Origin of the sequence: Nocardia miyunensis NBRC 108239 (genome assembly GCF_001613065.1) — a bacterium.
In the GTDB taxonomy this organism is placed as follows: domain Bacteria; phylum Actinomycetota; class Actinomycetes; order Mycobacteriales; family Mycobacteriaceae; genus Nocardia; species Nocardia miyunensis.
Genome location: NZ_BDBQ01000023.1, coordinates 25,736 through 43,125, shown reverse-complemented (window position 1 = coordinate 43,125; position 17,390 = coordinate 25,736). Strand labels below are relative to the sequence as shown.

15 protein-coding genes and 2 pseudogenes are annotated in these 17,390 nt (G+C 68.1%); 6 read left to right on the top strand and 11 right to left on the bottom strand.

Annotated features, from left to right (window positions below):
- Window positions 1–110 precede the first annotated feature (110 nt).
- Together NM2_RS10120 and NM2_RS10115 are read left to right on the top strand one after the other, a co-directional pair.
- Entirely contained in the window at window positions 111–422 is a 312-nt protein-coding gene (locus NM2_RS10120; RefSeq protein ID WP_067666973.1) for a WXG100 family type VII secretion target, read from the top strand.
- A 3-nt stretch (window positions 423–425) separates the two neighbouring features.
- Entirely contained in the window at window positions 426–1,088 is a 663-nt protein-coding gene (locus NM2_RS10115) for a YbaB/EbfC family nucleoid-associated protein (RefSeq protein ID WP_067666971.1), read from the top strand.
- 15 nt (window positions 1,089–1,103) lie between these two features.
- On the opposite strand, the gene NM2_RS10110 is transcribed toward NM2_RS10115, so the two are convergent.
- Window positions 1,104–3,215 carry an amylo-alpha-1,6-glucosidase gene (locus NM2_RS10110; RefSeq protein ID WP_067666969.1) on the bottom strand — a complete coding sequence of 704 codons (2,112 nt, stop codon included), beginning with the start codon at window positions 3,213–3,215 and terminating at the stop codon, window positions 1,104–1,106.
- Between the two features lie 14 nt (window positions 3,216–3,229).
- Window positions 3,230–3,340, bottom strand: a pseudogene (locus tag NM2_RS53375) (glycosyltransferase family 4 protein); the annotation flags it as partial.
- Between the two features lie 196 nt (window positions 3,341–3,536).
- On the opposite strand from NM2_RS53375, the gene NM2_RS10100 reads away from it, so the two are divergent.
- Window positions 3,537–4,169: a siderophore-interacting protein gene (locus NM2_RS10100; RefSeq protein ID WP_245717943.1), complete on the top strand. Its 633-nt coding sequence runs from the start codon at window positions 3,537–3,539 to the stop codon at window positions 4,167–4,169.
- Window positions 4,170–4,176: 7 nt separating this feature from the next.
- On the opposite strand, the gene secA2 is transcribed toward NM2_RS10100, so the two are convergent.
- The 9 genes from secA2 to NM2_RS10055 form a co-directional block, all read right to left on the bottom strand.
- Complete coding sequence (gene secA2 / locus NM2_RS10095; protein ID WP_439956856.1) at window positions 4,177–6,537, bottom strand: accessory Sec system translocase SecA2; 2,361 nt, start codon at window positions 6,535–6,537, stop codon at window positions 4,177–4,179.
- A gap of 737 nt (window positions 6,538–7,274) precedes the next feature.
- Window positions 7,275–7,934 carry a helix-turn-helix domain-containing protein gene (locus NM2_RS10090; RefSeq protein ID WP_084530658.1) on the bottom strand — a complete coding sequence of 220 codons (660 nt, stop codon included), beginning with the start codon at window positions 7,932–7,934 and terminating at the stop codon, window positions 7,275–7,277.
- A 5-nt stretch (window positions 7,935–7,939) separates the two neighbouring features.
- The gene (locus NM2_RS10085) at window positions 7,940–8,389 is read right to left on the bottom strand and encodes a VOC family protein (protein WP_067666963.1); all 450 of its coding nucleotides are present in this window, start codon (window positions 8,387–8,389) and stop codon (window positions 7,940–7,942) included.
- 40 nt (window positions 8,390–8,429) lie between these two features.
- Window positions 8,430–9,212 carry a D-glutamate cyclase family protein gene (locus NM2_RS10080; RefSeq protein WP_067666961.1) on the bottom strand — a complete coding sequence of 261 codons (783 nt, stop codon included), beginning with the start codon at window positions 9,210–9,212 and terminating at the stop codon, window positions 8,430–8,432.
- On the bottom strand, window positions 9,209–10,516 hold the full coding sequence (locus NM2_RS10075; RefSeq protein WP_067666959.1) for an MFS transporter: 1,308 nt from the start codon (window positions 10,514–10,516) through the stop codon (window positions 9,209–9,211). The genes NM2_RS10080 and NM2_RS10075 overlap by 4 nt, the downstream gene beginning before the upstream one ends.
- A 186-nt stretch (window positions 10,517–10,702) precedes the next feature.
- Window positions 10,703–11,620 (bottom strand): 5-oxoprolinase subunit C family protein, encoded by a 918-nt coding sequence (locus tag NM2_RS10070; RefSeq protein WP_067666957.1) that lies wholly within the window; start codon window positions 11,618–11,620, stop codon window positions 10,703–10,705.
- Window positions 11,620–12,255 carry a 5-oxoprolinase subunit B family protein gene (locus NM2_RS10065; RefSeq protein ID WP_067666955.1) on the bottom strand — a complete coding sequence of 212 codons (636 nt, stop codon included), beginning with the start codon at window positions 12,253–12,255 and terminating at the stop codon, window positions 11,620–11,622. Before NM2_RS10065 ends, NM2_RS10070 begins: the two co-directional genes overlap by 1 nt.
- Window positions 12,252–13,037 (bottom strand): LamB/YcsF family protein, encoded by a 786-nt coding sequence (locus NM2_RS10060; RefSeq protein ID WP_067666953.1) that lies wholly within the window; start codon window positions 13,035–13,037, stop codon window positions 12,252–12,254. The genes NM2_RS10065 and NM2_RS10060 overlap by 4 nt, the downstream gene beginning before the upstream one ends.
- A complete protein-coding gene (locus NM2_RS10055; protein WP_067666952.1) occupies window positions 13,034–13,723 on the bottom strand; it encodes a GntR family transcriptional regulator in 690 nt (229 codons plus the stop codon). The genes NM2_RS10060 and NM2_RS10055 overlap by 4 nt, the downstream gene beginning before the upstream one ends.
- Window positions 13,724–14,376: 653 nt before the next feature.
- Between NM2_RS10055 and NM2_RS10050 the strand changes: the two are divergent.
- From NM2_RS10050 to NM2_RS10040, 3 genes and pseudogenes are all read left to right on the top strand, one after another.
- Window positions 14,377–15,459, top strand: a pseudogene (locus tag NM2_RS10050) (FecCD family ABC transporter permease); the annotation flags it as partial.
- Entirely contained in the window at window positions 15,456–16,559 is a 1,104-nt protein-coding gene (locus tag NM2_RS10045; protein ID WP_067666948.1) for a FecCD family ABC transporter permease, read from the top strand. The pseudogene NM2_RS10050 and the gene NM2_RS10045, both read left to right, overlap by 4 nt.
- Window positions 16,556–17,377, top strand: coding sequence for an ABC transporter ATP-binding protein (locus NM2_RS10040; RefSeq protein ID WP_245717941.1), 822 nt, complete (start codon window positions 16,556–16,558; stop codon window positions 17,375–17,377). Before NM2_RS10045 ends, NM2_RS10040 begins: the two co-directional genes overlap by 4 nt.
- Window positions 17,378–17,390: the final 13 nt, after the last annotated feature.

Here is a 17,390-nt window from a genome sequence, read left to right as displayed (position 1 = left end):
CGTAAGGCCTTTCGAAACGGCTTGCCGGTCGTTCGGCCGGACGGCTATCTTTGATTCGGGAAACGCCATGTTCGAACGACATTCGAGCGCACCGGTCGGAGGGGCCAGCCATGGGCAAAGTTCAGGTGGATCCGGTTCTGCTCCAGCACGCCGCGGCGAAGACGCAGCACGTGAGTGATCGAATCTCCAATGCCCTCACCACTTTGCAGGCCAAGGCCGACGGCCTGGGTTCCCCCTGGGGTGAGGACAAGTACGGATATGAATTCGCGGTCGAGAACGGTTATCTGGATACGCAGAAACAGCTGCATCAGATCACCAACGGGCTGGCCGACCATTCCGAAAGTCACGCCGAAGGTCAGCAGACGTCCGCGAAGTATCTCGACGACACCGACCGGGGCAACTCCCACGGCTTCCAGAAGTAGCGCATGGCCAATGAGTTCGCGAAGGCGCAACTGGCGGAGGTGAGAACCGCCTTCCGGGAGCAGATGGCGCTGATCGCCGACCTGCAGGTGCGGCGCGCCCAACTCACCGCGACAGGTACCGCGCGCGGTAGGCGAGTGTCGGTGACGGTGAATGCCGAGGGCACGGTGATCGAGACCAAGTTCAACGGCAACGTCTCCGATCTGAGCTATGCCGAGATCGCCCGCGCGATGACCGCCGCGGCCCAGGAGGCCGCCGCGGAATTGGCCCGCAAGAGCCGCGAACTCAACGCACCGCTGCGGGAGATGCGCGGACGTTTCCCGAAGGTGCACGAGATCGTCGAGGGTATGCCCGATCTCACAGCACACCTTCCCGAGCCGCCCGAGATCTCCCTCGCGCCCCCGAATTCTTCCGAGCGTCTCGATGGCGCCGCGCCACGCGATTCGTTCGAGAATGCCGAGCAGCTGCCTCGGCGCAGTGACAACGGCGTCACCGAATCCGGGTGGTCGTCCACGAAAAGCTCAGCGGCTCAGTCGGCATCGGCTACCGACCCCGGGAACACCGCACCGCGGACGCCCCCCGAGAGCCGACCGCGGTCCCCGGGGTTCGCCGAGATGGAGGAGTTGGCCCCGGATCCGCGCGGCGGTGTCACCGAATCCGGGTGGTGACCCAGCACCGCTCGCTCAGTGGGTGACGAGCTTCCAGTCCTCCGGCAGATTCGAAGAGCTCACCTGATCACCGTCGACCACCAGGTCCAGCACCGTTCCGCCGAGGCGCAGATCGGTGAGTTCGACCCGGCCCCAGCGGTCCGGGACATGCGGCAGCACGGTCAGGGTGCGGCGGGGCACGTCGGGTTCGAGTCCGAGGAACGAGCGGACCAGCAGCAGCGGGGCCGCGCTCGCCCACGCCTGCGGTGAGCAGGAGGTGGGGTACGGGACCGGGGCCGGAAATCTGGATCGTGGGAAACCGCAGAACAATTCGGGTAGTCGCCCGCCGAAAGCCGCCGCGGCGTCCAGCAATCCGTCGGCCAGCCGGGTGGCCAGGTCGATCGCGCCGGGAATGTGCCGATAGCGCAGCAGTCCGGCGACGGCGACGGCGGTGTCGTGCGGCCAGACCGAACCGTTGTGGTAACTCATCGGATTGAACGCGCCCATGCCCGAAGCCAGTGTGCGCAAACCGAATCCGCTGTCCATCTGCGGCGTGGACAGATGTTCCACGATCCGCGCGGCATGTTCGTCGGTCGCGATACCCGACCACAGGCAGTGCCCGATATTGCTGGTGAGCGAATCGACGCGGTGCTTGTGCCGATCCAGAGCTATTGCGTACCAACCCTTTTCGGGAATCCAGAATGCCTCGGCGAATTTACGACGCAATTCCGCGGCCCGGTCGCGCAGGCGGGCCGCGGTCTCCGACTCGCCGAACTCCTCGGCCAGTTCCGCACGCGCGGTCAGCGCGGCGTAGGCATATCCCTGGACCTCGCACAGCGCGATCGGCGTCTCCGCCAGATGTCCCGCGCTGTTGTTGATTCCGTCGTAACTGTCCTTCCAGCCCTGATTGGCCAGGCCGCGATCGGTGGCTCGCTGATATTCGACGAAACCGTCGCCGTCGCGATCGCCGAAATGCTCGATCCACTCCAGCGCCGCGTCCGCGGCGGGCAGCAGCGCCTGCACCGCTTCCAGATCCGCGCCCCAGCGCCGCACCTCGGCCAGCAACATCACGAAAAGCGGTGTGGCGTCGACGGTTCCGTAATAGACCTCGCCGCCGAGCACCTGACCGCTGGCGGGCCCGCGGCGGATCTCGTGCATGATCCGGCCCGGCTCCTCCTCGGTCAGCGGATCCACCCGCTGCCCCTGCATCTCGGCCAGCTGCTGCATGGTGCCCAGCGCCAGGCCGACGTCCAGCGGCAACGCCATCCACGCGGTGAGCAGACTGTCCCGGCCGAACAGGGTCATGAACCAGGGCGCCCCGGCGGCGACGAAGGTGCGTCCCTCGCGGGTGTCGTCGTGGATGCGCAGCGCGCCCAGATCGCTCTCGGTGCGCTGCAGGACCGAGGTGAGCAGCGGATCGCCCGCGATGAGTTTGGTCGCGGTATCGCGCCACGCCTCGATCTTGCGGCCGGGTTCACTGGCCCCGTAGTGCTCGCCGGGCTGCAACGGCGGGCGGACACGCTGATTGGCCATGGTCGGCTGGGCCAGGATCTCGGTCCGCCAGCGCCCGCCGGGCGGGACCACCACCCGCCACGACAGCGAACCGGGCAGCACCTGCGGCAGTTCCGAGGAGGTGACCGCCAGCCCGCGGGCCCGATCGGCCCGGTCGGTGAACAGCAGTTCGTCATCGGTGACCAGGACTTCCGAGCGACCGTGACCGCCGCGCCCCTCCTTGACCGCGAACAGATCCACGAAATCGCTCTCGGCGTGCAGTTCGAGCACGACGGCGGTGGGTTCGCGGCCGAGGTTCTCCAGCGTGATCGTCTCGCGCAGGCCGTCGGCGACGAGCCGGTCGCGCACCACGAGCAGGGTGCTGTCGGCCTTACCGGCGCGCGGCGGGCGGCGCAGGACGAATCGCGCGGTGAACGCCTCCGGGCTGAGCACCGACAGCGGTTCGGGCCGATGCCCGTCCACCCGCAGCTCCCAGCGGGACACCACCCGCGCATCGCGATAGAACAGCCCGTGCGAAGTGCCGAGCTCGACATCGCCGACGCGGTCGGACAGGCAGAACGTACTGCCCTCCACCAATGTGATCGCGCCTCCCGCACCGCCGAGCGTCGCGGGTTCGCCGGCGTTGAGCGGGCTCATCCGCGCGTACCCGTCGCGCTGCCCGGTGACATCGTCACCGGTCCGTACACCATCGCCTCGATCATCACCATTCCGGACGGTTCCTCCCATTGCACCGGGAACAGCTGGCATCGTGCTTCGGACAATCGTTCCGGCACCGGCCGCATCGCCTGCCTCAATGTGGTCCGGCTGGTACGGCCGGACACGCGACTCCGGTGATCGCTCCGATGATCAAGAGTAACGGTTCGCAGCGGACCGGACGCGGCAATCCTGCGCCCGCGCGATACCGGAACCACGGCCGCGCCGAATCCGAAGATCATCCGCGTGACTCCTCTGTATGGTTTGGCTAACCTAACCGCATCCGATCACTACCTGCGGCTGAGCTTCACTGGAGGCGGTCTGCTGGCCGGACATCCGGTGCACCCCACCCAGTGGATCCGCATCTGGTTCCCCAGCGGCGGCGACAACCTGGTGCAGCGCGGGTACACCCTGGTCGACCCGGATCCGGACCGCGACGCGTTCGACATCGAATTCGCGTTGCATGCGGGCCCGGCCTCGCAGTGGGCGCGCGACGCCGTGGCCGGGGACGTCATCGACGCGACCGTGATGGGATCGAAATTCGCTGTCCCCCAGCCGGTTCCGCCGGAGTTCGTGATCTTCGGCGATACCGCGTCGCTGCCCGCGATCAACTCGCTGCTCGATGCCATCGGCGAGACGCCGACCCGGGTCTGGCTGGAGTGGCAGCACGAATCGGATCGTGAACTGCCCGTGCGCACCGGGCCGAAGACCGAGGTGACCTGGGTCGATCGGGCGGGCGACGGACAGTCGCTGCGTCAGGCCGCCGAATCGCTGACCTGCTCGCCCGATGCCTTCGGCTGGGCGGCCTGCGATGCGGCGACCACGCGATCGATCGCCAAATCGCTGAAATCCACACTGCCCAAGGACAATATCGCCGCCCGCGCGTACTGGCGGTGAGCGCGCCTCAGTCCCGCAGGCCCAGTTTGATCGCGCCCTCGCGAACCTTGCCGCCGGCGTAGTCGACGAACCGCTGCTCGTGTGATCCGAACGGATTGTCGTTGATCAGATACGTCCAGGTGGAGGAGGGACGTTCGACCCCCGCCGATTCGAGATCCACACCGTCGGAAGCGATCTCGGCTCGATCGAAAGCGTCCGCGGCCCGGTCGTACACCGTGGACAGGAAGCTGCCGAACTCCTCGACGGCGATGCGATGGAATTCGTCGATCGGGGTCTCGCGGCCCAGGGCGCGCAGGTGGATGCCCTCGCGCACGTCGGCCAGATAGGACAGGTGCTCGCTCCAGCGCCGATCGAGATGGTGCAGCACGATCAGCCGGGCGGCCTCGGCCGTGGCCGCCTCGCCCGCCTCGGCCTCGGCACTCTCGTAGCGCTCGGCGCACAGTTCCCGGATTCGCTTGGCGGCCAAGCCGTTTCGCAGCACATCGGCGCGATGCCGGAGAACCTCGTCGCGCTGGATCGTGATGAGGTGGTGATAGCGCCAGGTGTTACGGTGGATCGCCAGATGCTCGCCCTCGGCGACCCGCTGGGCGTGATCCATGGTCCGCTGCGCCTCCCCGTCGTGCACGCGCGCGTCCTCATCGATCTGCCGAGGCTGGACCGGTCGCACATGCTCCACCAGCACCTCGTCCTCGAGGCTGGTGAAGAACACCGAACTGCCCGGATCGCCCTGCCGGCCGGCCCGCCCGCGCAACTGATCGTCCAGCCGCCCGGTGTGGTAGCGGCCCGCGCCCACCACGCACAACCCGCCGAGTTCGGCGACCCGCTCGTAGTCCTCACCGTCGGCCGAGCCCAGCCGGATGTCGGTACCGCGGCCGGCCATCTGGGTGGAGATCGTCACGCGACCGTATTCGCCTGCGCGAGCGATGATTCCGGCCTCCTCGGCATCGTTCTTGGCGTTCAGCACCACGCCGCCGATCCCCGCCTCGACCAGGGTGCGGGCGATCCGCTCGGATTCGGCCACACTCGCGGTGCCCAGCAGCACCGGACGCCCCTCCTCGTGCACCGAGCGGACGTATTCGACGATCGCGTCGAATTTGGCGTCCTCGGTGAGGTAGAGGCGATCGGGTTCGTCGGTGCGGACGCACGGCACATTGGTCGGGATCGCGCCGGTTTCCAAGCGGTAGAACTCGGCGAGCTGATCGGCCACGGCCACGGCCGTACCGCTCATCCCGCAGACGGTGCGATAGCGACCGATCAACGCCTGCACCAGAATCGAATCCAGAATCGTGCCGGTCGGCGTGGTGTCCAGGCCCTCCTTCGCCTCCACCGCGGCGTGCAGCCCGTCCGGCCAGCGTTGCAGGCGCGCCACCCGGCCGCGGGCGGCGTTGATCAGCTCGACCTTGCCGTCGCGGACCAGATAGTCCACGTCGCGATGCAGCAGCGCGTGCGCGTGCAGGGCGAGCTGGATCCGGGTCAGCTGATCGGCCTGCTCGACGGTGTAGAGATCCACATCGCCGAGCAGTTCCTGGACATGGTCGATGCCGGCGTCGGTGAGGAAGACGTTGCGGCGGTCGCCGTCGGCTTCGTAGTGCACCGATTCGACCAACTCGCGCACCACGTGCGCGACGTCGATGTCGTCGGGGCCGTGACCGATCGCGCCCGCCAGCACCAGCGGCACCGTGGCCTCATCGATCAGGACCGAGTCGACCTCGTCCACGATCACCACGTCGGGTTCGGGCAGCACGATCTCGGCGGGGTCGGTGCACAGCCGGTCCCGCAGGACGTCGAAGCCCACCTCGCTGACCGGCACATAGGTCACGTCGCAGGCGTAGGCGTCGCGGCGCTGGTCCGGCTCGGTGTGCTGATCCACGAATCCGACCGTCACGCCCAGCAGCGCGTACAGCTCACCCATCCACTCCGCGTCGCGGCGGGCCAGATAGTCGTTCACCGAGACCACGTGCACCCGGCGTCCGCGCAGCGCGAACCCGGCCGCGGCGAGCGCTCCGGCCAGCGTCTTTCCCTCACCGGTGGCCATCTCCACGACGTAACCGCGCAGCAGTCCGACCACACCGAGCAGCTGGGTGTCGAACGGACGCTCGTCCAGCGCCCGGCGCGCGGCCTCGCGTCCGAGCGCGCAGATCCGCGCCAACTCGTCCGCCTCGAGCGGCCGATCCGGTTCCGCGCGAACCCGCCCGGCCGCCTCGATCAGCCCTTCCGGGGACAACTCCCGGAACTCGTCCTCGAACTCGCCCGCCGCCTCGACCACCGGCCGATACCGCAGCAGATCCACACTGCCCGGCCGCTCGATGATCCGCCGAACCCGATCACCGATCCCCCGCAGCCATCCGCTCCCACGCTCGCCCGCCACCCGTACCTCCGTAGTCTCGGTCCGCACGACCGACAGTACCCATACCCGCGCGTGACCCGCCGGGGACCACATGCGACCGGAGTCCGGCGAACCGCACCGAGCCCTCGCGTACCGCCGCGAGGTTCGTCGCCCCCGGGCAGAACCTGGCTCCGGGCACACGCCGACCGGTGCCCCTCGGGGGTAACTCCGACCTATACCGTGACGCGACGCACACCCGCGCAATATCGCGGCAAGCACAGACGGTCGAGCAGGACACGAAGATCGGGCAATCATCCGCGACACCGGACCGCAGATCGAACAGGTGGTGCCTTCTCCCACGCACTCGACGGTCTACTCGATCAGGCTGAAACTCGACAGCCGACTCGTACTCGTGCCCGAGTGGACCACTCGCGATCAAGACCCGACGTGATGAGGAGTGGACCACGCGCGGCACGAAACCCCTTCCGCGAGTGGCATCCCGCCAGCCGCAGGATGCCTCGGCGCCGAATCGATCACACCTGTGTCCGGTGTCATTCGCGGCGCACGGCAACTGCGACCGCCTGCTGTCGCAGAATCCGCCGGCCGCGAGCAGCATTCGCGAATCCGTGCTCCACCGTGGCGAGAGTCTCGTGATCAGCGGTTCGCACCGGACGGTTGCACTGGAAAGACGAGCATGTGGCCGCCGAGCGTTCGCGGCACGAGATCGCGGATGTACCAGACATGGTGTCCGCCGCTGTTCCACTCGGCAAGAGGCGATTTCAGCGATCATGCTCCCTGGGGCGCGCGGCCCGGGTTCCACCCGCCAGGGCGACGGTTCGGAGGAAGACGACCGGGTCTTTGCCGTGGTTCTGGTAGCTGTACGGGCGGTCGCTGCGCAGGCGGCCGGATTCGCCGGGGGCCATGGTGACTTCGATGCCGTCGGCGAGCACGCTGAGGCGGCCATGGGTGACGTGGAAGAGTTCGAACGAGCCGGGCGGGTCGGGCAGGCCGCGATAGGTGTCGCCGGGAGACAGGGTCCAGGACCACAGGTCGGCGGTGCGCACGCCGGTCGTGGAGACCAGCAGGTGCGCCGAGCTGCCCGCGGGCGAGGTCCAGACCAGTGAATACTTTTCCGGCGGAACGCGTTCCACGGCGCTGTCGGCAGGTCCGGCGTCGCCGATCAGCTCGGTGAACTCGGTACCGAGACTGCGCGCGATCCGGGTGACGGCCACGAGACTGGGATTGGCCTGGCCGTGCTCGATCTGGGTGAGCAGCCGTCGGCTGACCCCGGACAGGTCGGCCAGATGCTGCACGGTCAGACCGCGATCGATCCGGGTGGACCGGATGCGCTCGCCCACCCGGAGCAGGAAGTCGCGGGCGAGCACACCGTCACCGGTGGTGTCGTCCCCGCCGCCGATCTCGCCGGTATCCCGCGCCATCGGGCTCAGACGGCGAACAGCTGGTCGAGATTGCGGAACGCCTTGAACTCCAACGCGTTTCCGGACGGATCGCGGAAGAACATGGTCCACTGCTCGCCCGGCTCACCCGCGAACCGCACGTAGGGCTCGATCACGAAGTCGGTGCCGACCGCGCGCAGCCGCCCGGCAAGTTCCTGGAACTCTTCGACGGACAGCACCAGCCCGAAGTGCGGAACCGGAACCTGGTGTCCGTCAACGGGATTGGTACCGCGAACGGCCGCCTCGGGATCGCCGCCGACCTCATGGGTGACGACCTGATGGCCGCGCACGTTCCAGTCGGTCCATTTCTCGTCGGAGCGGCCCCGGGGGAAGCCCAGGACGTTGCCGTAGAACTCGCGAGCGACCTCGATGTCGACGACCGGGATCGCCAGATGGAAGGGAGGAAGGGTGCCGGTTTCCGAGGTTGCCGTAGTCATAGTGTGCATCTTATTTCTCTTTCAGTGTGCAGTCAAATGCTCATCGACGCGTTTGCGCTGCTCCGACCACCGTGTCCAGGACGAGCATGTGCCCCGGATAGTGCGTCGCCGCGTACTCGAGTCCAGCCTCGGGGAGGGCGAGTTGCGGTGTGACACCGCAGTTCCAGAACACCGGCGTCTGATTCGCCGTGATTCCGGGAAACACCCCGAAGTCGGGAGCGGTGAGGTCGGCGAGGCCGATCTCCGCCGGATCACCGACGTGCACCGGCGCTCCGTGCCCCGTGGGAAGGGCCGCGGTGACCGCGATCGCGGTGTCGACCAGATCGTCGTCGACGGGCCGCATACTGACCGCCACGGCCCCGTCGAATCGCGTCGTCCCCCGGGTGGTCAGGCCGGTGATGTACACCGGCGGGGCCGTCACGGCGACCGGGATGCCCGCGCGGCGCAACGGTCCGTCGAGGGTATGGCTGCAACCGAGGGCGAAGGCGACCGAATCCTCCCGCCACCACGGGGTCAGATCGAACGGCTCACCGGCCGGACGACCGTGTTGCCATACCCGGTAACGCGGCACCATGGTTCGCACATCGACGGTGCAGCCGTCGTAGGTCAGCCTCGGATCGCCCGGCGCGGACGAGGCCAGCAGCGGGCAGACCGACGGATTCGCCCGGCAGTACTCGGCGAATTCCGTTGCGGCCGAGGCGGGTACGACGACCAGATTCGCCTGCTGGTATCCGTCGAGAACGCCCGCGGTGGGGCCGGTCCAGGTGCGTTCGGCGATCGACCGGCGCAGCTGTTCGGGGGTCGCGGGAGCCGAATTCGTCACCGCGCCCGCACTTTCGCCGGATCGCGCACGGTCGCGAGCGCGATCAGGGCGAGCACCACCGCGACGATGAGCAGGAATCCGGGTGTCAGCAGGCTGCCTGTGCGATCGATCAGGTAGGTCGCCAGATACGGGGTCAAACCTCCGCCGACGATGGTGCCGATATTGAAGGACAGCGACAGACCGGTGTAGCGCACGCGGGTCGGGAACTGTTCGGCGTAGGTCGGATAGGTGACCGACTGGACAATCGGCATCGGCAGTGCGAGCACCACCATGGCCCCGACGGCGAGCGCGAAACTTCCGCGATCCATCGCGATCATGGTCGGCAGCACCAGGATTGCGTATCCGAGGAAGCCGACCGCGATCACGCGCTTGCGGCCGACCCGGTCGGACAGCGCGCCGAACAGCGGCATCAGCACCGCGACGAACAGGTTGATCGCGCCCATGATCCAGAACGTGTTCGACTTCGAGTAGCCCAGATACGTGGTCAGGTAGATGTTCATGAACACCAGGCCGACCCAGTAGCCCGTATTGGAGCCGATGGACAGCAGAACGACCCTGACCAGAGCGCCGGTGTGCTCGGTAATGGCCTCGCGCAGTGGCGCTTTGGCGGGTGGACCCGACTCGGCGACGAATGCCTGGGAGTCCTCGAGTTTGCGTCGCGCGATCAGGGTCACCGCGATCAGCGGCAGCGCGAGCACGAAGGGAATCCGCCAGCCGAAGTCCCGCAGCTGTTCCTCGGTCAGCAGCGTCGTGGTGAGCCCGGCCACCAATGCCGCTGCGCCACCGCCGATCGCGACGCCGACGGGTGTGAACGCGCCGAAGAAACCGCGACGTCCCTCGGGCGCGGATTCGGAAAGGTATGTGGCCGAACCGGTTACCTCTCCGCCCGCGAAGAAGCCCTGGGCCAGCCGGACGATCAGCAGCGCCAGCGGCGCGAGAATGCCGATGCTCCCGGCCGTCGGCAGCAGACCCACGATCGCCGTCGCCGATCCCATACCGACGACCGTGGTGATCAGCACCGGCTTTCGCCCGATCCGATCGCCCAAGCGCCCCAGCATGATTCCGCCCAGCGGGCGCATGAGGAAGGCGCTGCCGAAGACCGCCAGCGTCGACAGCAGCGAGGCGGTCGGATCGTCGCTGGGGAAGAACCGCGGCCCGATGATGACCGCGAGATATCCGTATACGCCGAATTCGTAGTATTCGACGGCGGTTCCGGCCGCGGCAGCGAGCGCGGCGCGCCTGGGGCGTAATCGAATCGCCTCCCGCGTGCCCGGCGGCGAGGCGTCGGTGACTGGAATGGCCATGGTAGTTTCTCCATGAGTAGAGGTGACGTCGAGCGGCAACACCGTGGTCGAGTGTCCGGGGCAGGATGCGTTCGCCACGTTGCCGATCGGCGTGAACGTCGGGGTTTTTCGCTGCGCCTGTATCCGTTGCCGGGCGCCGAGTTGTCTCCTTCTTCGATCGATGTCTGACGGTCATGGGTCGGGCGGCTATGTTCCGGCCAGCGGGGAGAACGACACCCGCGAGCCGGGTGGTGCTTGGGCGAGCAGATCGAGGTCGGATTCGGTGACCACCCCGATGACCGGGTAACCGCCGGTGACGGGATGATCGGCCAGGAAGACGATCGGCTCGCCCGAGGGCGGGACCTGAATCGCGCCGAGCGGCATACCTTCACTGGGCATATCCACCGCGCCGATGGACAGTGCCCGACCGGACAACCGAACGCCCACGCGGTTGCTGTCCGCACTCACCGACCAGATCGTCGAGGTGAGCGCATGCGTGTCCGCGGAACCGAACATGTGATGTCTCGGCCCCCAACGGAATCCGAGGTCGATAATGCCGGTGGGCAGGGCTCGGCCGATCAGTTCCAGCGGAGTGTGCGGCGGATCGTCCACGGCCGTACCGAGTTCGAGATCGTCGCCCGCTCGCACCGGCGAGGGTCCCAGGCCCGACAGGGAGTCGGTGGCGCAGGAGGCGAAGACCCGCTCACCGTCGACTCCCCCGGCGACCGCGATGTACACGCGAAGACCCCAGATCGGCCGGGAAATGGAAAGGCGTTGTCCCGCAAGCAGATACAGGCGCTGGGGTTCGGCGACGATTCGCCCGTCGACCCGGACCTCGGCCGCCGCGCCCGTCACCGACACGTACCGGGAGGCCGTCGCGGTGATCGTCAACCCGCCCAGCAGATTTTCCAGCACACCGGCATCCTCGGGATTGCCGACGAGTCGGTTGGCCAGCGACGCCGCACCGCGATCGGCCGGACCGCATGCGCCGATGCCGAGATGGGCCAGGCCCGGACGCCCGGCGTCCTGAATGGTCGTATACAGGCCCGGCTCGACGATGCGAAGTTGTGCGGTCGTCGCGCCGGTATTCGAATCCCACGTCCGCGAATCGAGCAATGCGGTCATCACGGCACCGCCTGAAAGGTGACCCTATCGCCGACCGCGAGCCGACTCGGGTTGTCCCACTCGATATTCCAGAGCAGTTCCTCGGTGTGCCCGATGATGTGCCATCCGCCCGGCGTGCCACCGGGATACACGACGGTCTGCGTTCCGGCGATGGCTACCGCGCCCGCGGCGACCCGAGGCCGCGGCGAGGACCGGCGCGGCATCGACAGCTGAGACGCGGTCCCGTCGATATAGGCGAATCCCGGTGCGAAACCGAAGAATCCGACCCGATGGGTCGCGGTGGTGTGCGCGTCCACGATCCGCTCGCGGTCCAGGCACAACATCTCGGACACGTGATCGAGGTCCTCCCCGTCGTACACGACCGGGACCACCACACTGTCGCCGTCGTCGCGGGTATCGGCAGCCGTCCCATCGAATTCGCCCAGCAGGCAGTCGATTCGGGAACGGAGCGGATTCATCTCCCCGGCCGAGTGCGCGATCACCAGAATCGAGGCCGCCGCCGGAACGAGATCCTGTATGGCCGAGAACCATTCGCGGCGACGGAACTCGAGTACCAGTGCCGCGATGTGCTCGGGCGGGACGTCCACCAGCCAGCCACGATCGCCCGCCCGATGCACGGCGGCCTGGGCGATCAACGGGAACGTCCGATCGGGTCCAGACGAAAACCGTTCTCCAGCAATGCCTCTCCGGTCGCCCGTGCCATGCCCACGGCACCGGGGGTATCGCTGTGCACGCACAGTGCCAGCGCGGTGGCCTCCGGCGGCGCGACCGGCACACGATCGCCGTCGACCGAGGTCACCTCCCGCTCGGTGACCATCGAGACCGCGCGCCGCGCGGCGGCCTCGACATCGGTCAACAGAGCGCCGGGATGCCGCCGAGAGACCAAGCGCCCCTGGGCGGTATAGCCGCGATCGACGAAAAGCTCTGCGATCGGCGTGATTCCGCGTTCCAAGGCGCGATTCCACACCTCGGTGCCGTACTGGCACAGCAGCGGCAGTGCGGGATCGACGATTTCGACCGCCTCGACGATCGCCGCGGCCTGCTCGACATTGTCCGCGGCGACGTTGTACAGCGCGCCGTGCGCCTTCACGTAGGTCACCTCGGTCCCCGCGATCCGGGCGAACGCCTGCAATGCGCCGATCTGATAGACGATGTCGTTGACCAGCGTCGGACGGGCCACGTCGATGAACCGGCGGCCGAAGCCGACCAGATCCCGATAGGACACCTGTGCGCCGATCGACACGCCCCGCTCGGCGGCCTGAGCGGTGGTGCGCCGCAGGATGTCCGGGTCCCCGGCATGGAATCCGCAGGCGATGTTTGCCGCCGAGACCAGATCCATCAGTTCGGATTCGTCGCTGTTGCCCCAGGCGCCGAACCCCTCGCCGATATCGGTGTCCAGATGCACAAGCGCGCTCATGCGTTACTCCTCCAGTACAGCCGCATCTCGTCCGCGGAGTTCTCCCACGCGTGATGCAGACCGGTCTGCCCGCCGTCGATGTGCGCGAGAATCTGCTCGGCCAACGCGTCGGCGTCACCGTCGGCGAGCGCCTGGACCATCGCCTTGTGCTCGTCCTGCACACGGCCGTACGCGCGGGTGCCGTGCACGTAGAAGCGGGAGTAGGGCTCGAGCCGGTGATACATCTGCGAGATGAATTCGTAGCGCAGCGGCAGCCCCGACAGCCGGTACATGTCCAGGTGGAACGCCAGATTCGTTCGGGACCAGGCGGCCGCACCGATCCGCGAGACGCCGTCCATCTCCGTCGCCATCGCCTCGAACCGCCCGAGATCGCGCCGGGACACCCGCTCGGTGACATGCCCCGCGAAGCTGGGCTCGATCAGGCGGCGCAGATCGTAGATCTCGTCGATCTCCTCGATGTCCAGCGCGGTCACATAGGTGCCGCGCCCCGGCTCGGACCGCAGCAACCCCTCCCCCTCGAGCGTGCGAATCGCTTCCCGCACCGGGATGCGCGAAACCCCGAACCGATCGGCCAATTCCTCTTGGACCAGGCGATGCCCGGGCGGATAGACACCTTCGACGATCGCGGTGCGCAGCTGACTGGCAACGTCGTCCTTCGTGCCGGGCTTGTGTGACGCAGGTGACATATACTCTGTATACACTGAATACAGTCTCCGGCGGAAGAGGGCGTCCGCGGAGTTAACAAGCTCGATTCCGGCGTAACGAGGAGCTAACAGTCCGAATCGCGGCCGCCCCACCCTGCGAACGCCCGCCGCGCAGGTGGAGAGATGACAACCGCAGGCAGCGACAACGGCGTGTGCAGTCGCCGGCCGGACATTCGACGACATGGCCCGTCCGCACGGTCGCGAGCAGGATCCACGCGCCGATCACATCCGATCCGCAGCACGACTCCAACTCGACGCCGACGAATCGGAAGCCCGAACAGATCCGCGGCGGAGACGACGGTAGGCGCGACTGCCCGGCGGACATTCGACGATCTCACCTCGGACGGTCGCGAGCCGGACCTCCGCGACGATTCGATTCGCAGCACAGCCCAACCCGGCACTGACGGTACGGAGATGGCGGCGACTGCCGGGCACATTCCCTGACCTCGACCCCGACGGTCGCATCGGACATCCGGTCCGATGCGCGTCGCGGCGAACTCCCGCCGCGCAAACGCGGAACGAAAGCGGAAGCGGCGGAATGGAACCGACAACCCAGGACTTCCTGCTGAATGGCGGCCATCACCAGGAACGATTCCGCCACCGGTTAATGTAGGTTAGGCTTACCAAGATTTGATCGGCGAGGAGTGAGCGTGACCGGGGCAGAAGTTACGACGCCGCCGGATGCGTCACAACGGGCGTCGGTGCTCACCGCACATGTGCGCCGACGCCGCGTCGTGGGGTTGGTCGTACTGCTCGTCGTCCTGGCGTTGGTCGTGCTGGCCAGTATCGCGTTCGGTGCGCGGACGATCCCGCCCGTGGACGCCTGGCACGCGGTGTTCGGCGCCGGGGGCGGTGCGGATGCGGAAATCGTTCGGTCGCTGCGGGTTCCGCGTACCGTGCTGGGGTTGGTGGTGGGGCTGGCACTCGGGTTGGCGGGCGCGTTGATCCAGGGGTACACGCGCAATCCGCTCGCCGATCCGGGGCTGCTCGGATTGAATTCGGGGGCCGCGTTCATGGCCGTGCTGGCCATCAACGTCTTCGGATTGGGCACTCCGAGCGGGTACGTGTGGTTCGCGCTGGCGGGGTCCGCGATCGCGGGGGTCGCGGTGTTCGCGGTCGCCGCGCTCGGCACGCGTTCGGGGACCGCGAGTCCGCTGAGCCTGGCGCTGGCCGGTGCGGCGGTGACCTTTCTGCTCCAGGCGCTCACCAACGCGCTGGTCCTGACCGACACCGCGACCCTGGACACCTATCGGTTCTGGGTGGTGGGTTCGGCGGCCGGGCGTGGGTTGGACGTGTTCTGGGATGTGTTGCCGTTCCTGGCGATCGGCGTCGTGATCGCGTTGTTCGCGGGGCGGGGATTGAACGCGCTGAGCCTGGGCGAGGACGTGGCGCGGGCGCTCGGGGTGAAGGTCGGGCTCGCCAAGGGCGCGGGGCTGCTCGCGGTCGTCCTGCTCTCGGGTGCGGCGACCGCGGCCTGCGGACCGATCGCCTTCGTCGGACTGGTCGTCCCGCACATCGCCCGCGCGATCACCGGACCGGATCAGCGCTGGCTGCTGCCGTATTCCGGTCTGCTCGGCGCGGTATTGCTGGTCGCCGCCGACACCGCCGGACGCCTGATCGCCCGGCCGGGTGAGGTCCAAGTGGGCATCACCCTCGCGATCTGCGGAGCCCCGGTGTTCATCGCACTGGTGCGCCGACGGAAGCTGGTGACGTCGTGACCGAACTTCCGCAGGGCGTCGCGGTCGCGCGCGACGCGAAAACTGTTCTGCCGCACCGTCCCGTGCGACCCGCCGTCCGGATCGGGCCGATCTCGGCGGTCCGCCGGCCCGCCGTGCTGACCACGGTGCTGGCTCTGGCCGTGGCGCTCGTCGTACTGGCGGTCCTGGACGTGTGGCTGGGCGGCGACCCGATTCCGTTGCCGCAGTTGATCAATGCGTTGACCGGCGGCGGAACCGGCGCACAGCGGTTCATCGTCTGGGAGCTGCGGATGCCGCGCACCGCCACCGCGCTGATCGTCGGCGCCGCACTCGGTTTGTCGGGCGCGATCACCCAGTCCGTGCTGCGCAATCCGCTGGCCGCGCCGGATCTGCTCGGGATCACCGCGGGCGCGAGCCTGGCCGCCACCGCCGCGACCGTGGCCGGCGGCGCGTTCGCCGCCAGCCTGTTCGGCGTGCCGCTCGCCGCGCTGCTCGGCGGTCTGCTCACCGCCGCCGCGATCTACCTGTTCGCCTGGCGCGGCGGTGAAGTGGCGGGATTCCGGTTGGCGCTCATCGGCATCGGCGTCAACGCGATGCTGGTCGCGGGCGTCGGCTGGCTGCTGGTCTCGGCGCAGATCCAGGACGTCGGCAGGGCTCAGGTCTGGCTGAACGGCTCGCTCGACGACACCAGCTGGACCCGATTCTGGCCCACCGCGACAGCTTTCGTGATCGTTCTGGCGATCACCCTGGCCGCGGCGCGGTCGCTGGCGGCCCTGCGCTTCGGCCCCGAGATCGCGCGTTCGCTCGGCGTGCGGGTGCAGTGGAATCAGGGATTGCTGCTGACTGCCGCGGCCGCGCTGGCGGCCCTGGCGACCTCGGCCTGCGGTCCCATCGCCTTCGTCGCGCTCGCGGCGCCGCAGATCGCGCGGCGGATCACCGGTGCGGCGGGTGAGCCGCTGTTCGGCTCGGCCCTGACCGGCGCCGTATTGATTACCGGCAGTGATCTTCTCGCACGCGCGATCCTGCCCGAGAACCTGCCGGTCGGCGTCGTGACCGCCGGATTCGGCGGCTGCTACCTGTTGTTCTCGCTCGTCCGCAGCAACCGGAAGGCAACCCTGTGACGGCCCAGCTCTGCGCCCGGGAGATCACCCTCGGCTACGGCGACCACGTCGTCCTGGACAAGCTCAGTCTGGACGTTCCACCGGGGCAGGTGACCACGATCATCGGTCCCAACGGCTGCGGGAAATCGACGCTGCTGCGCGCGCTGGGCAGGTTGCTCGCGCCTTCGACGGGGCGAATCCTGTTGAACGACAAGCCAATTGCGGAGCTGCGCCCCCGAGATGTGGCCCGCACGATCGCGATGCTCCCGCAGACGCCGATCGCCCCGGACGGCCTGACCGTCGCCGACCTGGTCGCCCGCGGCCGTCACCCGCACCAATCCTGGTTGCGGCAGTGGTCCGCCGACGACCAGGCCGAGGTCGCCGCGGCCCTCGCCCAGACCGGCATCGCCGACCTGGCCGACCGGCCCGTCGAACAACTCTCCGGCGGACAACGCCAACGGGCCTGGATATCAATGGCTTTGGCGCAGGGCACCGACATCCTGCTGCTCGACGAGCCCACCACCTATCTCGATCTCGCGCACGCCGTCGAGGTGCTGGACCTGGTCGACAATCTGTCCGCCGAACTGGGCCGCACCGTCGTCATGGTGCTGCACGACCTGAATCTCGCGGTGCGCTACAGCGATCGGCTGGTGGTGATGGCCGACGGCCGGATCGCCGCATCCGGCACACCGCAGGAGGTCATCGATATCGACCTGCTGCGCAAGGTTTTCCACCTCGACGCACAGTTGATCGAGGACCCGGTCTCGGGTCGCCCCCTGATCGTCCCGGTCGGCCGCCGCCGCGCCCTCGGCCCGGCGACACCCGTCACGGCGAGTTGAGCCGCGCGGAGTC